The organism is Mycobacterium sp. BK086, from assembly GCA_004362315.1.
Lineage (GTDB): Bacteria > Actinomycetota > Actinomycetes > Mycobacteriales > Mycobacteriaceae > Mycobacterium.
The window spans coordinates 115,530-132,437 of sequence record SNWL01000010.1 but is presented as its reverse complement, the minus strand read 5'-3'; the positions used below and the strand labels follow the sequence as shown (position 1 = coordinate 132,437).

Below are 16,908 nucleotides of genomic sequence, written 5' to 3'. Positions count from 1 at the left end.
ATACAACCGCCGGTACGCCTTGGACGTGACTCTGGATGTCGATGCCGCCTCGGCTTCACCGGGTTTCCCGCCCGGCACGTCGAGGGGGAGAGCGGAACGGCCATCTCACGTCGATCTCCCCGGACCAGCACTAGCGTCCGGAAAGTCCCGGGCGCCCCGGAACAAAAGATCGGATGAGAATCATGACCACTACTATCTATGCACCTTCCGCGCCGGCATCGGCGACCGCTCTGGCTACCGATAAGGTGTTGCCGCGTCCGGTTGAGCCACTTCCCACGCCGGCGCTCTCCCCGGCAAGCCGCAAGCTCGTCGACAAGATGGTCGACCAGCTGAACATGGGCGAGGAAGCGGCCCAAGCACTTGCGGCAGCGGTTGTCGACCCCTCCGCAGTCCGCCGTTCCATTGAGGCTGGCCCCGAACGGCTCCCGGTACCCGGTGGGGCCGTCTTGGCGGTGCGCGCCCAGGTTTGGTCACGTGCGATCATGCCCGACCCACGCAACCCGCGCATCAGTCCCTCACGCCGGCACCCCGCATCAGGTGTGGTGGGCAAGGACGAGCGCACCCGGTTTGCCCCCCTCCCCGAACCGCTCGCCCACCCCGACGGTAAGCCGGAACTGATCCAGCGCTTGCAGAACCAGGAACACCTGGCGTGGGCAGCGGGGCAGGCCAGGGAATACGTCCTGAGCAACAACGATTGGCGCGAATCCATCAGCAACCAGGGCGTGATGACCGAAACCTGGGTGGTCGCAACCACATTCGTCCATGACGATGACACGCCGGACGTGACCGCACCGGTCACCGCAGAGGGCTCCAGCCGCGCCACCAGCGTCCACGACCTCCTCGGCGTCCGCTCCGCCGATGTGCCCTATAACGCCGAGGAACGCCGGCTTCGCGCCCACGTCCGCAAGCTCAACGAGGAGCTTGATGCGGCGGGCAGTCCCGCCGAAGTGGACCCCGACCTGGCAGTGATGCTGCGCTGCGAAACCATGCCCGCACTGCTCCTGGTGGGCTACGAACCGCATGACAGCACCGTCGCCGACTTCGGCGTGGCCGTGAAGTCACTCGTCGCGCTGCGCCACGTTGACTATCCCAAGCCCTGGGGTCCTGCCACCGAGAACGAAGCCTTGGCCGACGCGGTCATCGACGAGCTCGAGCGCCGGAACCTGATCACCCACGGACGGGCCAAGTGGATATCCGGCGAGCTGACGCCTGAGGAGGCAGCCGAAGACGGCTTCAGCAATGACGCGGCCATCAGGTGCAGCGCCATTGTGCGTCTGTTCACTGAGCGCGATCCCGAGATCTACGCGGGAATCCGCTGTGCGATCACCACACAGAGCACCCGCAACAGGATCACCACCAAGCTGCTCTTCGACATCGCCACCTCCCTGATCTTGCGATCCCTGCCCGAAGAGGAACCCAGGCGCCGCGAGCGCACCCGCAAGTACCTGAAGGAGGCGTTCGGTCAGGAGCTGACCAGGGAGGAGTGGACGGCGTCTTTGCGTAGCCATGACGAAATCATCGCCGCCGCCGAGCAGGAAGTCGCTGCAGGTAAACCCGGCCCTGCCACAAGGGAACTCGCCGCCCGCGGCGCCTATCCGCTGATCGTCGACGGAGCCCTGACCGCAGACCGTGGCAGTGTCAACAGCGATCAACCCGACCGGCGTAATCCCGGCGAGGTCATCGACCGCATGCGTACCACCCCCCGTGGCGTCCGCCAGCTCCAGCAAGCACTTCACGACTTCGCCGCCGAACGGCGGGTGCGGCTCATCGGCGAGGATGGCCAAGTCGCCAAGACACAAGACGGCCGCGACGTCGTGCTCAGAGACACCGTGCTGCGCAGTGCCTACCCACGGCCCGGTGCTGGACCAGTACCGGTCCCGGTACCCGTCACCACGGGCGAACGGCTCGACAACGCGCTCAAGCAGTTGGCCACGGCCGTCAGCTCCGTAGAGGCGGCAGTGGAAGCCGTCGAGGCCGTGCGCGCCGATGACGGTTCGTCTGCGATCGACGCCCTGGGCGCCGACAAGGCAGATTGCGACGTTTGGCGCAGCATCCTGTACGACGTGCTCGACAAGCTGCCGGTGTGGAAGAGCCGCAGGCTCCAGCGCAACGGCGCCGAAATCGGTGAGGAGACCGACACCGACGAACCGGACGACGTCGACTTCGAGGACGACGACCTGGACCTCGACGACAACGAGGGCGACCAGCAGGAGGAGCCGATGGCATAGCCATGGTGCAAGCGGAGGGCCCCGGGACATGCAACCCGGGGCCGTCCCGACCCCGGAAACCTTATAACTAAAAACGCGACATCGGGATCACACTCGGTTCACCAGCACCACCAAGTGCGCGGGCGGCAACGCTGACCAAGACCACCACGACGGTCACGGTCATGCACACCTCGGAACCGACCAAACGTCCCGAATGCCGCTTGCCGTCACACCGGGTCTTCGACCCGGCCGACATCAAGTGGGTGCGCCGGAACCTTCCAGCTCGCCCCGACACCCAGGAGCTGGAATGAACCACCCATCACCCTTATCCCAACCCGACTGTCACAAACAACTGCTGCGTTTGATCGCGAACCCAGCAAGCATCAACGTCACCCAGGCCGCCTGTATCGGTGTCGATCCGGACGTCTACCACCCCGATGGCGATCTCGACGACATCTCCAAAGCCCGCTGCGCCACCTGCCCCGCCCGAACGCCATGCCTTGCGCTCGCCCTCGCCGCCGAAGAACCCGATGCCCGAGCGGGATGGTACGGCGGCCATGGCCCGTTCCACCGCGACCGGATCGCCGCCGAACTCGGCATCGGTGAAATCCCGGCAGACAAAGCTCACCGGCTGCGGGCCGCAGGATTGACGGTCAACCAGATCGCCGCCCAACTCGGTTGCAGCCGACGCACAGTCCAGCGTTACCTGGCTGCCGGAGGTGCCCTAGCTCGCTAGGGTTGTGCCAGCGAAGCGTTGATAGCACTGGTCGGCGGTGCCGAGTAGGCCCGCGCGGTAGGCCGTGATGCGGGTGAAGCCGGCTGGAACGATGGATCCGTTGACGTCGCTGGCGACGAGCCCGTTGGTGAGCAGCCCGGCGGTGGCTTCGTCGAGGTCCCCGGCGGTGAGCACCAGTTGCTGTCCCGAGGCGGTATCGATGGACGCCGACATCGCCCGCTGGGCGACCCCGGTGAGACAGGCGGTGCGCAAGGCGGTCACCGCGGAATCCAGGGGCAGGCCCTTGTCGTGCTGGGCGACCAGCGTGTAGCGGGAGGTGAAGACCGATAGTGCGGTGTTATCACCTTGCAGCAGAACGTAACTGGATTCGTCCTGGGCGCGTCCCATCTGCTGGAGGGCGGGTAGGTCCACGCTGATGGTGTTGGTGGCCGGGCAGTAGGAGACAGGCGGTGTCGTTCCGGCGTCGGGGCAGTTCGCGGGTTGCAGTGATACGGCGGGCTTGTTGGCCGGCCGCAGGACGGTGCCCAGGATCTCGGCCAGAGTGGTGAGGGTGTCGCCGGTGATGGCGACTTCGCCGGTCTGCATCTGTCCGCGCGGGTCGGCCTGCAGCGACAGGGGCAGGTCGCCGCGGCGGTGCCTGATCTCGTCCATGGTGATGTCCGCGCATGTGGTAGTGCCGGTGTCGAAGCCCATCTGGAAGGCGCTGATCCGGTCGAGAGCGGTGCCGTGGCCTTCTTCGATCAGGTCGGACTCGGTGGGGGTGATGATCGGGTCGCGGCTGGCCAGGATGCCGGCCAGGACGTGGTTGAGCCCGTCACCGGTGCTGATGGTGAAGCGGCGGGAGTGGCCTTCGGCGACCCACCGGAGGTAGGTGCCCGCGAAGCAGTCGGCTTGTTGTTCGAGGACCAGGGCGGGGTCTTTGCGGCTGACCAGGTTGGCCATGCGCTGGATGGCGTGGCCGTATTCGTGGGCGAGTAGTCCGGTGACCGCCATGTCGCCGAAGAACTTCTTCGCGGTCGGCACGAGCACCCCGCGGTCCCAGGCGATGAGGTTGCACCGGTTGGCGAAGAACGCGTTGACCAGGTGGTAGGTCCTTTCCCCGCAGGCGGCGTGGCCGGTGGGGTCGGTGGAGTCGTAGGACTCCAGGTTCTTCACCCGGACGAACGATTGGCCGGGGAAGGCGCCGGGGTAGGTGGAGCGCCAGAATTCCTCGATGTCGTTGATGCTCAGCAGCGCCAGGTGGTCGATGTCGCCACCGTTGGTGCCCTCAACGGTGCCGTTCGGTTCGGGGGCGCCAGGCTTGGGGCCGCTGGGGCCGTCCTCGGCGGGCAGCCCGCCCACCCGGAACGGGTCGTAGAGCATCGTCACCGGGTGCCCGGCGACCATCGTGGAGCAGCCCGGCAGCAGCAGGGTCAGGCACAGCGCAAGGGCGGTGACCAGCAGTGCGCCACGGCGGCCGCGGTTCCGGGTGGTGATGGTCATGGCAACCTTGTCGGGTCGTGGCGGACAGTGGTGGGGTTCGGTCAGTGCGATTCGCGCTCGCGGCGCGTCAGTTCCTGCTGGGCAGCCAGGGCCAGGCGGTCGAGGAATTCGTCGACCTCATCGACGTTGTAGCCGCGTTGGAGCATGGGCGGACGGCGAAAGGTGATGGCGTGGACTTCTTTCGGCGACACCAGCTGGCCGGCGTCGAGGCGTTCGGCGATCATGTGCAGGAAGTTGTCGACGTCCTCGTGGCGGTACCCCTGCTGCCCGATCGGCGGCTTGCCGAAGGTGGCATCGCGGATATCGGCGGCGGTGATGGTCTGGAGGTGGTTCTTGGCCACGGCGGAATCCCTTCACGAGCTGGAACGAAATTGATGCAGTGCAACAACTATATGTCCATATCTGGATGTAATGCAACAACTTCTGTGCCGCCGGCGGTGGACCAAGCCTAGTCAATAGGCCTCTATCTGCGGATTTAGCTGCAACGCGCCGCGCGGTGGTGCGTCAACTCGGGGCAATCGGACTGCCATCACGTGGAGCGGTCGGTAGTATTCGCCCAGGGTGGAGGACCAAGGAGGTCGGGTTGGATCAGGTGCCAACGCTGGTGGTGCAGGCTCCAGGGGTGATCCGCCTGCTCGATCCGGCCGACGGGGTGGCGATTGTCGGCCGGTCAACGACGGCCACGATCCAGGTCCTCGACGAACGGATTTCGCGTCAGCATCTGCGGCTGCAACCGGAGCCGCAGGGCTGGCGGGCGGTGGATTTGAGCAGCAATGGCGCGTTTTTTCAGGGCCAACGCTACGGCTCCTTCTTCCCGCTGCAGGACAACATGACGATCCACCTTGGCGACCCGCAGGGACTGGCTTTGACGTTCGGGTTGTCCTATAGCGACCCGACGCAACTGGCGCCGCCGGTGGCTGATGCCGTTGCGGAGACGACGACGGCGGCGCCGGTCAGCGGGGTAGCGGTCGCTGCCCCGCCGCCAGCTCCGGAGGCCGTCGGCACAGCAGCAGGGCAGGCCGCGGTACCGCAACCGGCACCCGATCCTCAGGACAGCGATCCGCAGAAGGCACCGGCCTCGGCTGCCGAGCTGGTCGCCGCGGCCGTCGAGGTGGCCTTGCGGGCAATCACCGCGGGCTTAGCTCTTCTGCCCGCGCTCAGCGATCCCCAGTTCACCCCGCGGGTCACCGCCGCGTTGGCGAATCTGCGCGACTTGGAACGCATCACCGCCGAGGCCGCTGCGGTAACTCCAGGCGCTCCGGCGCTCGCCCTGGCGCTGGGCGCGGTGCGGAAAACGTCGGCTGAGTTGATCGGCTACGCCGCCCAGGCTCCCGCCGCCGCGTTGGGGTGGCGGTTTTTCGCCGCGCGGCGCGCCGCCGGCCTGAGTCTCGACGAGGCGGCGCACGCCGTCGGGTTGGAGCCGGCGGCGGTGCACGCCGCCGAGGGCGGTGTGGCGGTGGATCCGGGCACCGCGGCAGCGTTGCAGTCGCTGGTGGATCAGGTCACCGGCCAGCGCTAGCCGCGCGGGTTCGCAGTGCCGGGCCGGTTCGCGTCAGCCGATGTTGACGTACGGGTTGTGTTCGGCCAGAAGCTTTTCCACTCGCGCCTCGTCGAGGCGCACGCGTACGGTGCTGGCTTCCTGCAGATCCCGGACCACCTTCGCGAGGCTGAAGGCGCTGGACACCATGAACAGCACACTGATGCCGAGGAAGAGACGCTGCCAGGGGTCCAGCGGCAGGAACAAGATCCCGCCGACGGCGGCCAGGAAGCTGATCCCGAAAGCGATCGCGGTCTGCACGAAGTAGGCGCTGGTGGTCTTGGAAGTGCCTGTGGAGGTGTTCATGTGTTTCAGTATCGGGCGGCTCGACGACCGTGGAGTGCACCAATTTTCAGCCCGGGTCGTTGGAATCGGCCAGGGCGTTGACCGCGGTGACGGGCGTGCGGCAAGTTCCGCGGGTGCTGGCGCGTGGTCACCGCCATGCGCGCACGAGGTAGGCCACCCCCACCGCTGCGAGCGGCACCGCTGCGATGCCCAACCCCAGCATGGACAGGTATCCATACGTGACGCCGTACCACGTGCACCACACCGCAGCCGCTACACCCCCCACCGCGGCGATCACCAATCGCCAAGAGACAAGGGTAGTTTCGCTGCCACGGCGGCCATGCCGCGGCGGGCCGCCGGATAACCACCGGGACGGGTCCCGGGACAACGCGGCAGTGGCCGCGAGGTAGAGCGAGGCGGCCATGACGAGCCAGCCGATCAAGGGTAGCGCCGCCGACCTGCGGAAGCCCGGCGGCGGCGGGTTCAACGCCATCAGGGCACCGCACACCGACCAGTACAGGCCCAGCGCGACTTGGGCGATTTGACGGAGCACGTCACGATTATCGCCCCGGTCACTCAGGTGGCATTGCGGCACTTTGGGTCTCATGTCCGACGGGGCCAATATGGCGCGGTTTCAGCCAGCAGTGTCAGGCGGTGCGCTCACGCTCGAATTGTTCCCTGCCGCGCCTTCCGACTCAACCACGTCTCATAAGACGTGTATACATACTTGCCGCCCCGCTCTCTAGATCGGTCTGTACGTCGCATCGGGATCAATGCTCGCCCAGATCGGCAAGTCGGAAGTTCCGCAGTTGGATCCCGGCGTGTGCCGCCCCGATCATCCAGCGCGCAGGCGGATTCCGCACACAGGACACCAGTTGACGCTCGTTCCGAGGGCGGCGGTGATCGCATCACGGTTGTCGTGAAGATGTGTCCATGCCTACTTCCTGAGGCTACCTGTGCCGCCGCAAGACCTGGTGAGCTCGTGATGACTGCGAGCGACCGTCAGTCAGCAAGAATGGACCGCACGGACCACCGAGGATCGCTGGCCAGCTTCGCGCGCACGTTGGCGGTGCGGGCTTCGGGACTCTGCTTGAGAGCGGTCGCCAGCGACCGGCGAACGCGGGCATCGGAGTCGGCGCCCAATCTTTCGCCGACTTCGGGTGCGATCGTCGCCGTCGAGGCCCAAGCGATCGCTGCAACGCTGCGTAGAGCCCAACCGGCTTGCGCCAGCATCGGCGCGATTTCAGCGAGATCCACCTTGAGGACTTGCAACGACTGGGCCAAGTAGTAATCCTGATCACCTGCGATGCCAATCAGCCGGAACGCAAGGTCTCGAATTAGCCCCTTTTCACCGTCGTCGTGGGCGAAATAGCCGCCTGCCAGGACAGCGGATGGTCGGCTATCTAGATTCCCATCCCAACGCATCATTCCCAACGGACTAGTCATCGACGCATTGAGAATGTCCGGCTGAGACGGAGGCGGGTTCTTCACGAAGTCCACGACGTCCGCGAGGAAAGCCTGGCGGCGCTCTTCCGCTATCCCTTTGGACAGATTTGCCACAGCCATGAAGTACGTATGGCGGTTGCCCGAGCTCTCGAATGGCGATCGCGCTTTCACAAGCAGTGCCTCGATGCAGGCGGCACGCTCATCCGGAGACAAATCGCGGGCAAGCAAGGAGTCATTGATTGCCCGTGTTCCTTCCGCGTACCGTCCCGCGGAATTGGTACTGGGACGCTGCAGTCGTTGAGCAGCGGCCCGGGAGTCCTCCTCCCTGATCTGTCGTTCGTCAACCGTCGCCAGCAGCGCAGCAGCATCGTGGTGGTCATTATCAGCAAGACGCTGGAGGTGGGCCTGCACCTTGTCCATGTTGGCCTTTAGCGCATCTATGGCGGTGTTACTGAAGGGGTGCGCTCGCCGCTCGTACAGACCCATCAGGTGTTCCAGCGCAACCACTTTAAGATCTTCACTTGCTGTCAAGGCGATGCCGGCGGCGATCCGGATGTGACTTTCGTCGGTCATCCAGTAGTGATGCTCCCTAGCTGTCACATGATCGCTGAGGCTCTGCAGCACCGACGCAGCGTGGTCGTGATTCAAACGTTCAGATAGCTCGCCGATCAGGTTGTAGGCGGACCGTACGATCTGCGGGCTGTAGATTGGCGAATCAACACGCCGTTCCGACTGGACGTCTTGTATTGCCGCGAGTGCTGTGCCGACGAGCCTATCGACTTTATCGTCGGGTACAACGTCGGCCTGCCCTGCAGTAAATTCGAAAGCTGTTGCCGTAACCCATGATACGGGGCTTTCCGCCAGGTCAGACACGTCCAAAAAGGTATCTCCGAGGTCTCGAGCGACGGACCGGGCGGATTCGTAGTCGTGGGCCAAGATGAGCTGTCGGGCTGCTAGCTGCATCTCGTTGGTTTTGGCGTACAGATCGCCGAGCAATCCACGTGCGTCGATCTCGTCAACCAGATTTCCGGAGCGGATCGCATCACAGAGGTAACGCCGCAAGTTGATGGCTGCGACACGCTCCTTTCCGTGGTGCAGCGCTGCAAGGGCGTATTCACGAGACGTCGAAGTTGACGTGACCAACCGGGGTCGGGATGTGAGGTTCGACAGCGAGCGCGCCAAGGGGTGCCACTCATCTTCATGCACGGGGGCATGGCGGTTGACAATCAATCGTCTGCTGTAGAGCCAGTCGATTGCATCTTCGTTTCGGTGGGATAGGCAGGCGTGATTGATCGCTTCCTCCCACGCCCTGTCGGCCCCCAAGTAGTCGCCCCGCCACATTGTGTAACGTGCGTATCGGGCTAGCGTCAGCGCGCCAAGGTCTCTGCGAGTCGTGGTCCGCGCTCTGTGGAGCAAGTCATTCCATTCACCGGTTGACTCGGCGATGGCCAACTCAAGCCTCAATGCAACATCGTCACGGACGGAGGCTACTTCGGAGGCGCTGCTGGCCATTAGATCCTTCTGGCGAATGAGCCAGTCGAGGTCGTCGTCGCATAGGGCACGCTCAGCTGCGAAAAGTACTGTCTGAGCACGATCTTCGGGTGTCAGATGCCACGTAGACTCGACCGGCAAATCCAACTCCGTCGGCACCGGCTGATGGAGATTCTCTGCCACGAATTCTGCGACAAGTGCGGCGGAGACCAACAACGCCGAGGAATCCTCCGTCGGCTTAATGAAGTCCAGATCGGAGAACCCAGCCAATGACTTGAGAGTCCGGGCAGCGACTTGCGCACTCAGCGAATCATCGCTGCGCTCCGCCACCCAAAGACGCGCCATTATGACGTCGACCGCGTCTTTTTCAGCACCCGTCGCAACGAGCAGGTGCGCAACCCGCTCGTCGAACTCTGCTGCGTGTGCCGGGAAACCTGCCGCGGTTAGACTCGATTGGACATCCCGGTATATCGCGAGTGCTGCCGCGGGATTCGTGGATGCAATCACCCGGGCCTCTTCTACCTTCTGGCGACCGTTCACGGTCGTTAATGGTCCTCGGGACACAGCATCGGCAGTCGCTACTGCGGCCTCACCAGCGATTTCCACCGTGATCACATTGTGTTCTGTACAGAATCGAGCGGCAGTGGCCTGGCCGAAGAACTCGGTGACGATCTGCGGGAAGGGTCGCAGCATTCGCGACAACTTGTCCTGGTCCCAGATCTCGATTTCTAGCGGCGCGAGAGTGACGTTCAAATCAATCAGATGCTCCACGATCTTCCGCTCGGCCATTGGTTTGCTTGACCCGATTGCAAGTCGAACAAGCGGGAAAGAAAGTGTTGCCGTCGTGTACTTCTCAACCGCGGCATCGAGGTCGTTCGCGGTAAAACTCTTGCGGCGCTTCGATTGTATGCCTTCAGCCTTCCCGTCAGCGTTGACGCCGATGACATCGAGACCCTTCTGGGCTTGGCCGGGATTACCGAACTTCATGACCGAATGAAGGCCGCGGATATCTTCGGCTACTCGAAGAAGCAGCCGTTCGAAGTTTTCCCAGGACATTTGATCAATCGGAAGGTACTCAAGCTGCGGATCGATAAGCGGCGACACAACGACGCTCGGAGGCTCCAAGAGTGGGTCATCAAGGTCGAAATCTTTGAGCTCAGCGACGACGTCTTCATCGTTGTCGGACATGTCGATAGCACCTTTCGCGCCGGTTTGGCCGGACCCGACTTGTGACGGTCTTGAGCAGTGCTGTGCAGAACGCGATCGACGACTCATGTCTACGCAGCGCCATCAGCTCACCAGTACCGAAACGCCTGCTACACCACGGCTGGGGGCCTGCCGCAAGTTGTGCTGCCTCTCAGCGCGCGCTTGTGCAGGCGTTGGGCTTCTCGGCATCCGGTCATTGTGCTCCTCAGCACCAACAGGACGAGGGAGGAGGCAAGGGCATGTCCTGAGGGCGTTCGCCGTTCTAGGACGCCCTCAGGAACATCCGGTGGGCATAAAGGCGACTAACTGCGGCGGAGAACACCGAACCGGCCGTTAGCTTAGTCCGGTGAATCTGAGCGACCTTCGTGGTCGATACGCCTGCGTCGAGCAGTTGTTGAATGCCCCGGGCGCGCTGCGCATGGCCGAGTTCTCGGCTGTGGTCATTTTCGACGATCTGCTCGGTGACACGCGCCACCAGGTAGGCGGTGTCGTCGCCGTCGGAGGCGGGCCGGACATAAACGGGGACACTGGTCAATCCCGCCTTCCGGGCGGCTAGGGTGCGGCGCTGGCCGACGCGGACCACGACCTGTCCGCTGGGGGCGCGGACGGCGGAAATGGGGATCAGTACCCCGTGTTCTTTGAGTTGGCGACGAACGGGCCGTCGATGTCGATGTTGTCGCGAACATTGGTCTCGAGGACGAGGGTGTGCGGGTCCAGATGTTCCAGCGTCGCGGCGTCGTACCCGGCAACGTTGTGGTTTCCGGTGGTGATGGTGTCGGTCATGTCCGTACCTTTCTCATAGGGGGATCGGCGTTGTGAGGTGCCGCCCGTTCTTTTTGCCTTCTGGCACTGGATATCTCAGGCCGGTGATGCCGAGGGAGCGGCCAGGTTCCGGGCGGAAGGTTTTGCGCTGCGAGCGCAGCGAGTGGCCGGAAAAGTTTCCGCGCCGAAGGCCAAGCGCAGCGCCGCCGGTGGCCTTGCCGTGAGCCGGCGCCGGCCTAGAATCGGAGGGCCAGAAGGAAATAAGACTGGAATCCGCCGGAATGGGGGTCTCGAGATTTCGCACTGGTGACACCGATGCGACCGCAGTGACCTCGCCGCCGCCGCGGTCCGAGGCCGACTTGGGCACCGATACCTACAATCCCCTGCTGGGGCAACAACAACCTCGTGTTGGTCGCTTCATGGGTACACGCCGGTCATCTGCTGATAATCGGCAGCTCGTACAGTCGTGGTGTGTTATCCGAGTTTCGCGAAGGCGGAATCGACGCCACGGCGCTGAAGGTGTTGCTGCACTGCGCGCTCGTGTGCGGCCAACCGCCTCGGAGCGGGGTCGGGGTGGGGCCGGCGACACGGGCTGCCCTCACCGCTGTGGCCCGACACCAGCCCGACGCCACCGCGGAGCACATCATCGCCGTCTACGACGCACACCGCCTCGAGCACCGTCTGGCGGTGACACCGGATCACCGTCAGCACGTGGGTGATGAGCGCAGCGCGCAGGCAGCCGACTACGCGGCCATGGACACGCTGATCACCCAGCTCGCGATCACCTATCCGGGCGTGCCGAGGGGCACCATCGCAACTATCGTCACCGAACTTCGGGCGACGCTTGCCGATCCCGGACTGCGCGAACTCGATCTGCTGCGCCTCGAATACGAGGCGGATCAACGACTTTCCCGGGCTCAGTGATCACCCGGCGATCACGCCGAGCACTTCAGGTGGTGAGGATTGTTGTGCGGCGGTGGCGATGAGGAAGACCGCCGTGAAGGCGAGCGTCACGATGCCGGCGGCGCCGACCAGACCGAGCAGCACCCGGCCACCGGCGGCCCCACCGGGCACGGTGCGCCTGCGCGGTTGGCCAGAGTGGTGAATCGTCATGGCGCAGTGAGCGTTGAGCCGGCCGGCCGGTTGACGTCACGGCGCCGAGGACTACGTCGGCTGCCGTGAGCTTCTGACTCACGCGTGCGGGCCGGATCGAGGACAGTCCGGCGGCGGGAGTTGACCATCGGTGTCCGAAGGTCTCGTCGGATGTTCGATCTGCACCCGCGGCGCATCGTAGCCAAGGATGAGGGAGTTCGGCGGCCTCCACGGCGTCACGCCGTTGCGGCGGCGACGAAAGTAGTTGACGACCAGAACAATCAGCCCCACCCCGTTGAACGACAACACCGCGACTTTGCCGATCAAAACCCAGTCAACGGACATCTTCCGAGCCTAAAGCCGACCAACAGCGGTGGGATGCACCAAATTCTCTGGCCGGTGGGTCTTCGGCACCGATGTGCGGGGCATCGTCAGGCAGGGACTCCCTTCCGCCGCAGGGTACGAGGCGTTCAGCGAAAGCCGCACCCAGCGGACGTTTCCGGCCCGGCCTGCTCGGCACCTCGGCAGCTAGGCAGCTAGGCGATCAGGTAGGAAGTCCAGACGGTCGCGGTAGAGAGTGGCACCGAGATCAGACCGATGCTCAAGCCTCGGCCGACCTGCCGGGCGAGACCGTTCAGGCTGATCAAGACCACCGCGGCGACCACGTCGATGGCAAGCATCGGACCGAAGTACAGGTAAAGGATGAGGAACGGACACGACACCCAGGCGATGGTCGTGCCGAGGAACACGTTGACGGCGGCGGCGAAATAACTTGCGGGGCCGAATGCTCGTACGGTGAAACGGGTTGCGGCGTCAACATACCGGGCTCATTCGTACAGCAGGACGGCAAAGCCGACGGCACTCAACGGAACGGTCACCGCCGCAGCCAGCAGACTCATGGCTAATGCCCGCATCCGGGCTGCGGGGGAGCGTCTGATCAGGATTGCCACCCCTACCGCGAGACCTGCGGCCGCCGCTGCGGCCAGGGTCGGCCCGATCCGGTCCCGGGGGTCGGTAACCCCGAACGCGGCCAACGCGCGCTGCAGGCCGATCGCGATCCCCAGGACGGGCTGAACCACCAGCGGAAGCGCCCACGTCGCGATCCTGTGCGCGCTGGCGGGGCCCGAACATAGCGGGTGGTCCGCCGGCGGTGAGGCGTCGGTGCGGTCTTGCACCCATTGATTTTATGGGGGTCGGCGCCACTGACCCGACGGCAATTTCAGCCGGTTTCACACCGGCGGCCGCATGCCGAAGAACGCCTGGATCCGACGCCCGGCACCTGTCGCGTGCTCCTCGGCTACCGAAGGGCGGCCGCGGTTGGGCCGCAGAGTCTCGGGTAGCTGGCGAAGGCGCGCTTCGTCACGGGGCGGTTGGAATACAGTGGACTGCGGTCTGTTATGCCGGCCGTCGTGCGATGAGTCGAAGGCATGCCGGCCGGCGCGGGGCGACTGACTGTGGGGTTCGGGGGAGACCGAGATGGCATCGACCAGCAGTCGATTGAGCCGGCGACTGCTCACCGTGGTTGCGGTGGTGACCTTGGCTGTCAGTGGCTGCGCGAGCCCGGTCCGCGGCCGAGTGGTCGCACCGCTGGATGACCCGTTCGGTGTTGCGGGGCTTCCGGTCACGAATGGTCCCAGCGGCCTTCGCCCTGATGCCCCCGCTCCGACGACCCGGGCGCAGGGCAGTCAGGGTGACCCCGTTGACACCTTGGCTGAACAGTCCCTCGACGACGTGCAGGATTTTTGGAAACAGCATTACGGCCCGGTGTTCGGCGGTGCCTTCAATCCGGTCGCCGGTGCGGTGTCCTACGACGCGAACAACCCTCTGGGACCTGACGTGTGTGGGGAAAATTCGTACGACTTGGTCAATGCCATGTACTGCCGACCGGATCGCACAATCTATTGGGACCGTGGTGTTTTCATTCCCACCGCTAAGCGGTACTTCGGCGATGACGGGATCGTCGGGGTGTTGGCCCACGAGTACGGTCACGCGGTCCAGGGCATGGGGAGCTTCGTCACCCGCGCCGCCCCGGTCCTGGTGATCGAGCAGCAGGCCGACTGCCTGGCCGGGGTGTACCTGCGCTGGGTTGCCGAAGGCAACTCTGCGCGCTTCACCTTGAGCACCGGCGACGGGCTCAACACCCTGCTCGCCGGAGTGATCACCATCCGTGATCCGATCCTGACCAAATTCGACGATCCCGAAGAGGGCCACGGCACCGCGCTGGATCGCGTCGCCGCCTTCCAGACCGGCTTCACCTCCGGGCCAGCCGCCTGCGTCGCAATCGATATGGACCAGATCGATCGACGTCGCGCAGGGCTTCCGATCGCCCTGCAGGCCGGGTCTCGCCGTGATCTGCGTAGTAACGAGCGCCCCGTCGATCGCGACACCGTGACCGATCTGATTGACCAACTCAACGCCTTTTTCTCGCCCTCGTCTCGTCCGACCTTGTCGTTCGATCCGTCGGCGTGCGCGAACGCTCAAGCAACGACGCCGGCGTCGTACTGCCCGCAGACCAACACCGTCGCCGTTGATCTGCCCGCCCTCCAACGACTCGGCGCGCCCGCCGATGAAGCGCACGATGTGAAACTGGTCCAGGGCCCGAACACCGCATGGTCGGTGGTGTCCTCCCGTTACGTCCTTGCCCTTCAACGCGCTCGTAACCTTCCGCTCGATCGGGCGATCACCGGACTGCGAACCGCCTGTCTGACCGGCGCAGCACAACGGCATATGGCCCGGCCGGACTCTATGTCGGCTACGGCCGACGGGGTGACATTGATCGCCGGCGATATCGACCAGGCTATTGCCGGTCTGCTGACCAACGGGCTGGTCGCCAGCGACGTGAACGGTGCCACGGTTCCGGCCGGATTCACCCGCATCGCGGCCTACCGCGCGGGGCTGTTGATCGACGACCCCGACCAGTGTTTTGGACACTTCCAATGACCTAGCACGACCACACCGACAACAGACACCGATAGATTGGACCGCACCGCGACCCGCGCTATCACCGAGTGGGGAGTGACCATGAACGCACCGACACCAGATCCGGGAAACGAGCCAGAGGTGTCCCCCACGGAGGCGACCGTCCCCGCAGAAACACTGCGCCCATCAGCGGGCAACCCGCCGCAGCCCGCGCCGGCGTGGACACCCACACATGGGGCTGCCGGACTTGGGGCCCCCGGACGCTCACACCGGCCCCCCGACCCGGCTGGCGCAGCCGACCCAGAGCGCACCGAGGTGATACCACCGTCGGCCGTGCCGCGCCGCCCACCAGCTCCAGCCCCTCCCAGACCGGGACCGCACTACAACCCCCTACCCTCGGCCGCACCCCGCCCCCCCGACACCGGTGCACCGCCGTGGGTCGCGCCGGTCCACCGGCCCTATCCGCCCCACACCTCGGCCGGTCATTGGACCGGATTCAGTCCTGCCGGCCACGTCGCATCCGCTCCTGGCGGCCCGAACCCACATCCGCGCCTCGTGATCGGTGCTGCCATCGCCGCGCTGGGAGTCGGCGTTTTCCTCATCACCGGGCTGTGGGCACCGGGTTTTCTGCGCAGCCACACCCTTGATATCGCCGCCGCCGACCACGATGTCGCCGCAATCTTGTCCGATAGCACCACCGGCTATGGGCTGACCAACGTCACGGGCGTCACCTGCAATGACGGTAAGAACCCGGCCATAAAACAGGGCGGCACGTTCACCTGCGATGTCACGGTCGACGGTGCGCACCGCAAACTCACCGCCACGTTCACCGACGATGCCGGGACTTTCACGATTACCCGGCCACAGTGACCTGGCGTCGACGACGCCTCGCGCTGCAGCCGTCGCAAGGAACGCCGCCGGGGGAAGAGGGGAGATGGATTGCCTTGCACCTGGATGCGACGCTAGACGGTCGACGGGCGCCGCGTGCACTCGATCACCCGGTGCACCTCCCTCAGCGTGGCGGGTCTTTGACGGCTGCGGCCAACGCCTGGGTTTTGACCTGGTCGGCGCCGATACCGACAACCGTGATGTCAATGACCAAGAGTCCGCGCACCGCCAGCAGTCGTTGCTGGCTTCTCTCGGTCCCGGACGCCAGGCGCATCTTCGCGTTCAGGGTGTCGCCGTCATGATTGACCTCGATGTTGGGCCACGTCTCTGAAACCCCACCGATGGTGATCGCCATTCCTCGGCAGTGCGGCCACACTTGGGCCTGAGCATTGATGAAGTCGCGGGCGTCCCGCGCGGTTGGGAAGCTGGTCACGGCCTCGTACAGGGCCAGATGCGTGGTGTCGTCGAACATCGACGTGACAGCGGTGTCGGTGTCGCGGGCCGGTGTCGCGTCGTAGACCGGCTTGTTGGCCGGCATCAACCCGCCGCACTCGGGCGGGGCGGCGCCCCAGTTGCCGAACCGCCCGATGCCGCCCTGTGCTGGGTCGGGACGCATGGGGAGGCCGAGGATTCCGCTCACCGTTGCGGCATCGGGAAGCATTGCCGTCAGTTGAGCACCATCGGGGACCGGCAGCGGCGCAGTCGTCGACGGTGCTGGTGCGGTAATCGTCGGTGCGGGGAGTCCCGCGGATCCGCTCGGATTGCCGGCGGGGTCGGCGAGTTGCACCGTTCCTTTCCTCGGCGCCATTGCCCAGTGAATTCCGGATATGGCGGCGGTCGCGAGAAGGACCGCCCCG

19 protein-coding genes are annotated in these 16,908 nt (G+C 65.0%); 7 read left to right on the top strand and 12 right to left on the bottom strand.

Features of this window, described 5'->3' with window-relative positions; all coding sequences use genetic code 11:
- Positions 1–182: 182 nt before the first annotated feature.
- The 3 genes from EV580_RS32465 to EV580_RS32460 all read left to right on the top strand — a co-directional run bounded on the left by EV580_RS32465 (position 183) and on the right by EV580_RS32460 (position 2,943).
- Positions 183–2,228 (top strand): hypothetical protein, encoded by a 2,046-nt coding sequence (locus EV580_RS32465; protein ID WP_133696942.1) that lies wholly within the window; start codon positions 183–185, stop codon positions 2,226–2,228.
- A 161-nt stretch (positions 2,229–2,389) separates the two neighbouring features.
- The gene (locus tag EV580_RS34410; protein ID WP_286171965.1) at positions 2,390–2,518 is read left to right on the top strand and encodes a hypothetical protein; all 129 of its coding nucleotides are present in this window, start codon (positions 2,390–2,392) and stop codon (positions 2,516–2,518) included.
- 50 nt (positions 2,519–2,568) lie between these two features.
- Entirely contained in the window at positions 2,569–2,943 is a 375-nt protein-coding gene (locus EV580_RS32460) for a WhiB family transcriptional regulator (RefSeq protein WP_166654990.1), read from the top strand.
- Here EV580_RS32460 and EV580_RS32455 read toward each other — a convergent pair.
- Both EV580_RS32455 and EV580_RS32450 read right to left on the bottom strand, forming a co-directional pair.
- On the bottom strand, positions 2,932–4,425 hold the full coding sequence (locus tag EV580_RS32455; RefSeq protein WP_208114685.1) for a neutral zinc metallopeptidase: 1,494 nt from the start codon (positions 4,423–4,425) through the stop codon (positions 2,932–2,934). The two genes, EV580_RS32460 and EV580_RS32455, sit on opposite strands and share 12 nt — an antisense overlap.
- Positions 4,426–4,466: 41 nt before the next feature.
- On the bottom strand, positions 4,467–4,766 hold the full coding sequence (locus EV580_RS32450; protein WP_133696941.1) for a DivIVA domain-containing protein: 300 nt from the start codon (positions 4,764–4,766) through the stop codon (positions 4,467–4,469).
- Between the two features lie 251 nt (positions 4,767–5,017).
- On the opposite strand from EV580_RS32450, the gene EV580_RS32445 reads away from it, so the two are divergent.
- Positions 5,018–5,944, top strand: coding sequence for an FHA domain-containing protein (locus EV580_RS32445; protein WP_286171989.1), 927 nt, complete (start codon positions 5,018–5,020; stop codon positions 5,942–5,944).
- 33 nt (positions 5,945–5,977) lie between these two features.
- On the opposite strand, the gene EV580_RS32440 is transcribed toward EV580_RS32445, so the two are convergent.
- The 5 genes from EV580_RS32440 to EV580_RS34405 all read right to left on the bottom strand — a co-directional run bounded on the left by EV580_RS32440 (position 5,978) and on the right by EV580_RS34405 (position 11,173).
- The gene (locus EV580_RS32440) at positions 5,978–6,268 is read right to left on the bottom strand and encodes a YiaA/YiaB family inner membrane protein (RefSeq protein ID WP_133696937.1); all 291 of its coding nucleotides are present in this window, start codon (positions 6,266–6,268) and stop codon (positions 5,978–5,980) included.
- 127 nt (positions 6,269–6,395) lie between these two features.
- Positions 6,396–6,800, bottom strand: coding sequence for a hypothetical protein (locus EV580_RS32435; protein WP_133696935.1), 405 nt, complete (start codon positions 6,798–6,800; stop codon positions 6,396–6,398).
- A 449-nt stretch (positions 6,801–7,249) separates the two neighbouring features.
- Positions 7,250–10,372, bottom strand: coding sequence for a hypothetical protein (locus EV580_RS32430; protein ID WP_133696934.1), 3,123 nt, complete (start codon positions 10,370–10,372; stop codon positions 7,250–7,252).
- A gap of 280 nt (positions 10,373–10,652) precedes the next feature.
- Positions 10,653–11,006, bottom strand: a complete 354-nt coding sequence (locus EV580_RS32425) for a ParB/RepB/Spo0J family partition protein (protein WP_286171988.1) — start codon at positions 11,004–11,006, stop codon at positions 10,653–10,655.
- Between the two features lie 5 nt (positions 11,007–11,011).
- Complete coding sequence (locus tag EV580_RS34405) at positions 11,012–11,173, bottom strand: hypothetical protein (RefSeq protein ID WP_286171964.1); 162 nt, start codon at positions 11,171–11,173, stop codon at positions 11,012–11,014.
- A 450-nt stretch (positions 11,174–11,623) separates the two neighbouring features.
- Here EV580_RS34405 and EV580_RS32420 point away from each other — a divergent pair, with 450 nt between their 5' ends.
- On the top strand, positions 11,624–12,076 hold the full coding sequence (locus EV580_RS32420) for a hypothetical protein (RefSeq protein WP_133696932.1): 453 nt from the start codon (positions 11,624–11,626) through the stop codon (positions 12,074–12,076).
- On the opposite strand, the gene EV580_RS32415 is transcribed toward EV580_RS32420, so the two are convergent.
- The 4 genes from EV580_RS32415 to EV580_RS32400 all read right to left on the bottom strand — a co-directional run bounded on the left by EV580_RS32415 (position 12,077) and on the right by EV580_RS32400 (position 13,419).
- Complete coding sequence (locus EV580_RS32415; protein WP_133696930.1) at positions 12,077–12,265, bottom strand: hypothetical protein; 189 nt, start codon at positions 12,263–12,265, stop codon at positions 12,077–12,079.
- Between the two features lie 78 nt (positions 12,266–12,343).
- The gene (locus EV580_RS32410) at positions 12,344–12,589 is read right to left on the bottom strand and encodes a hypothetical protein (RefSeq protein WP_133696929.1); all 246 of its coding nucleotides are present in this window, start codon (positions 12,587–12,589) and stop codon (positions 12,344–12,346) included.
- 191 nt (positions 12,590–12,780) lie between these two features.
- Positions 12,781–12,966, bottom strand: a complete 186-nt coding sequence (locus EV580_RS32405) for a hypothetical protein (RefSeq protein ID WP_133696927.1) — start codon at positions 12,964–12,966, stop codon at positions 12,781–12,783.
- A gap of 105 nt (positions 12,967–13,071) precedes the next feature.
- Positions 13,072–13,419: a hypothetical protein gene (locus EV580_RS32400; RefSeq protein ID WP_133696926.1), complete on the bottom strand. Its 348-nt coding sequence runs from the start codon at positions 13,417–13,419 to the stop codon at positions 13,072–13,074.
- 301 nt (positions 13,420–13,720) lie between these two features.
- Here EV580_RS32400 and EV580_RS32395 point away from each other — a divergent pair, with 301 nt between their 5' ends.
- Together EV580_RS32395 and EV580_RS33990 are read left to right on the top strand one after the other, a co-directional pair.
- Positions 13,721–15,184 (top strand): neutral zinc metallopeptidase, encoded by a 1,464-nt coding sequence (locus tag EV580_RS32395; RefSeq protein ID WP_132163785.1) that lies wholly within the window; start codon positions 13,721–13,723, stop codon positions 15,182–15,184.
- A 534-nt stretch (positions 15,185–15,718) separates the two neighbouring features.
- Positions 15,719–16,033, top strand: a complete 315-nt coding sequence (locus EV580_RS33990; protein WP_158279031.1) for a DUF4333 domain-containing protein — start codon at positions 15,719–15,721, stop codon at positions 16,031–16,033.
- Positions 16,034–16,175: 142 nt separating this feature from the next.
- On the opposite strand, the gene EV580_RS32385 is transcribed toward EV580_RS33990, so the two are convergent.
- Positions 16,176–16,838 carry a sensor domain-containing protein gene (locus EV580_RS32385; protein ID WP_166654988.1) on the bottom strand — a complete coding sequence of 221 codons (663 nt, stop codon included), beginning with the start codon at positions 16,836–16,838 and terminating at the stop codon, positions 16,176–16,178.
- Between the last annotated feature and the right edge of the window lie 70 nt (positions 16,839–16,908).

Bases quoted from the DNA above. Each gene is read 5' to 3' on its own strand.
- EV580_RS32465 (WP_133696942.1), top strand. From the start codon at position 183: ATGACCACTACTATCTATGCACCTTCCGCGCCGGCATCGGCGACCGCT.
- EV580_RS34410 (WP_286171965.1), top strand. From the start codon at position 2,390: ATGCACACCTCGGAACCGACCAAACGTCCCGAATGCCGCTTGCCGTCA.
- EV580_RS32455 (WP_208114685.1), bottom strand. From the start codon at position 4,425: ATGACCATCACCACCCGGAACCGCGGCCGCCGTGGCGCACTGCTGGTC.
- EV580_RS32440 (WP_133696937.1), bottom strand. From the start codon at position 6,268: ATGAACACCTCCACAGGCACTTCCAAGACCACCAGCGCCTACTTCGTG.
- EV580_RS32430 (WP_133696934.1), bottom strand. From the start codon at position 10,372: ATGTCCGACAACGATGAAGACGTCGTCGCTGAGCTCAAAGATTTCGAC.
- EV580_RS34405 (WP_286171964.1), bottom strand. From the start codon at position 11,173: ATGACCGACACCATCACCACCGGAAACCACAACGTTGCCGGGTACGAC.
- EV580_RS32415 (WP_133696930.1), bottom strand. From the start codon at position 12,265: ATGACGATTCACCACTCTGGCCAACCGCGCAGGCGCACCGTGCCCGGT.
- EV580_RS32410 (WP_133696929.1), bottom strand. From the start codon at position 12,589: ATGTCCGTTGACTGGGTTTTGATCGGCAAAGTCGCGGTGTTGTCGTTC.
- EV580_RS32395 (WP_132163785.1), top strand. From the start codon at position 13,721: ATGGCATCGACCAGCAGTCGATTGAGCCGGCGACTGCTCACCGTGGTT.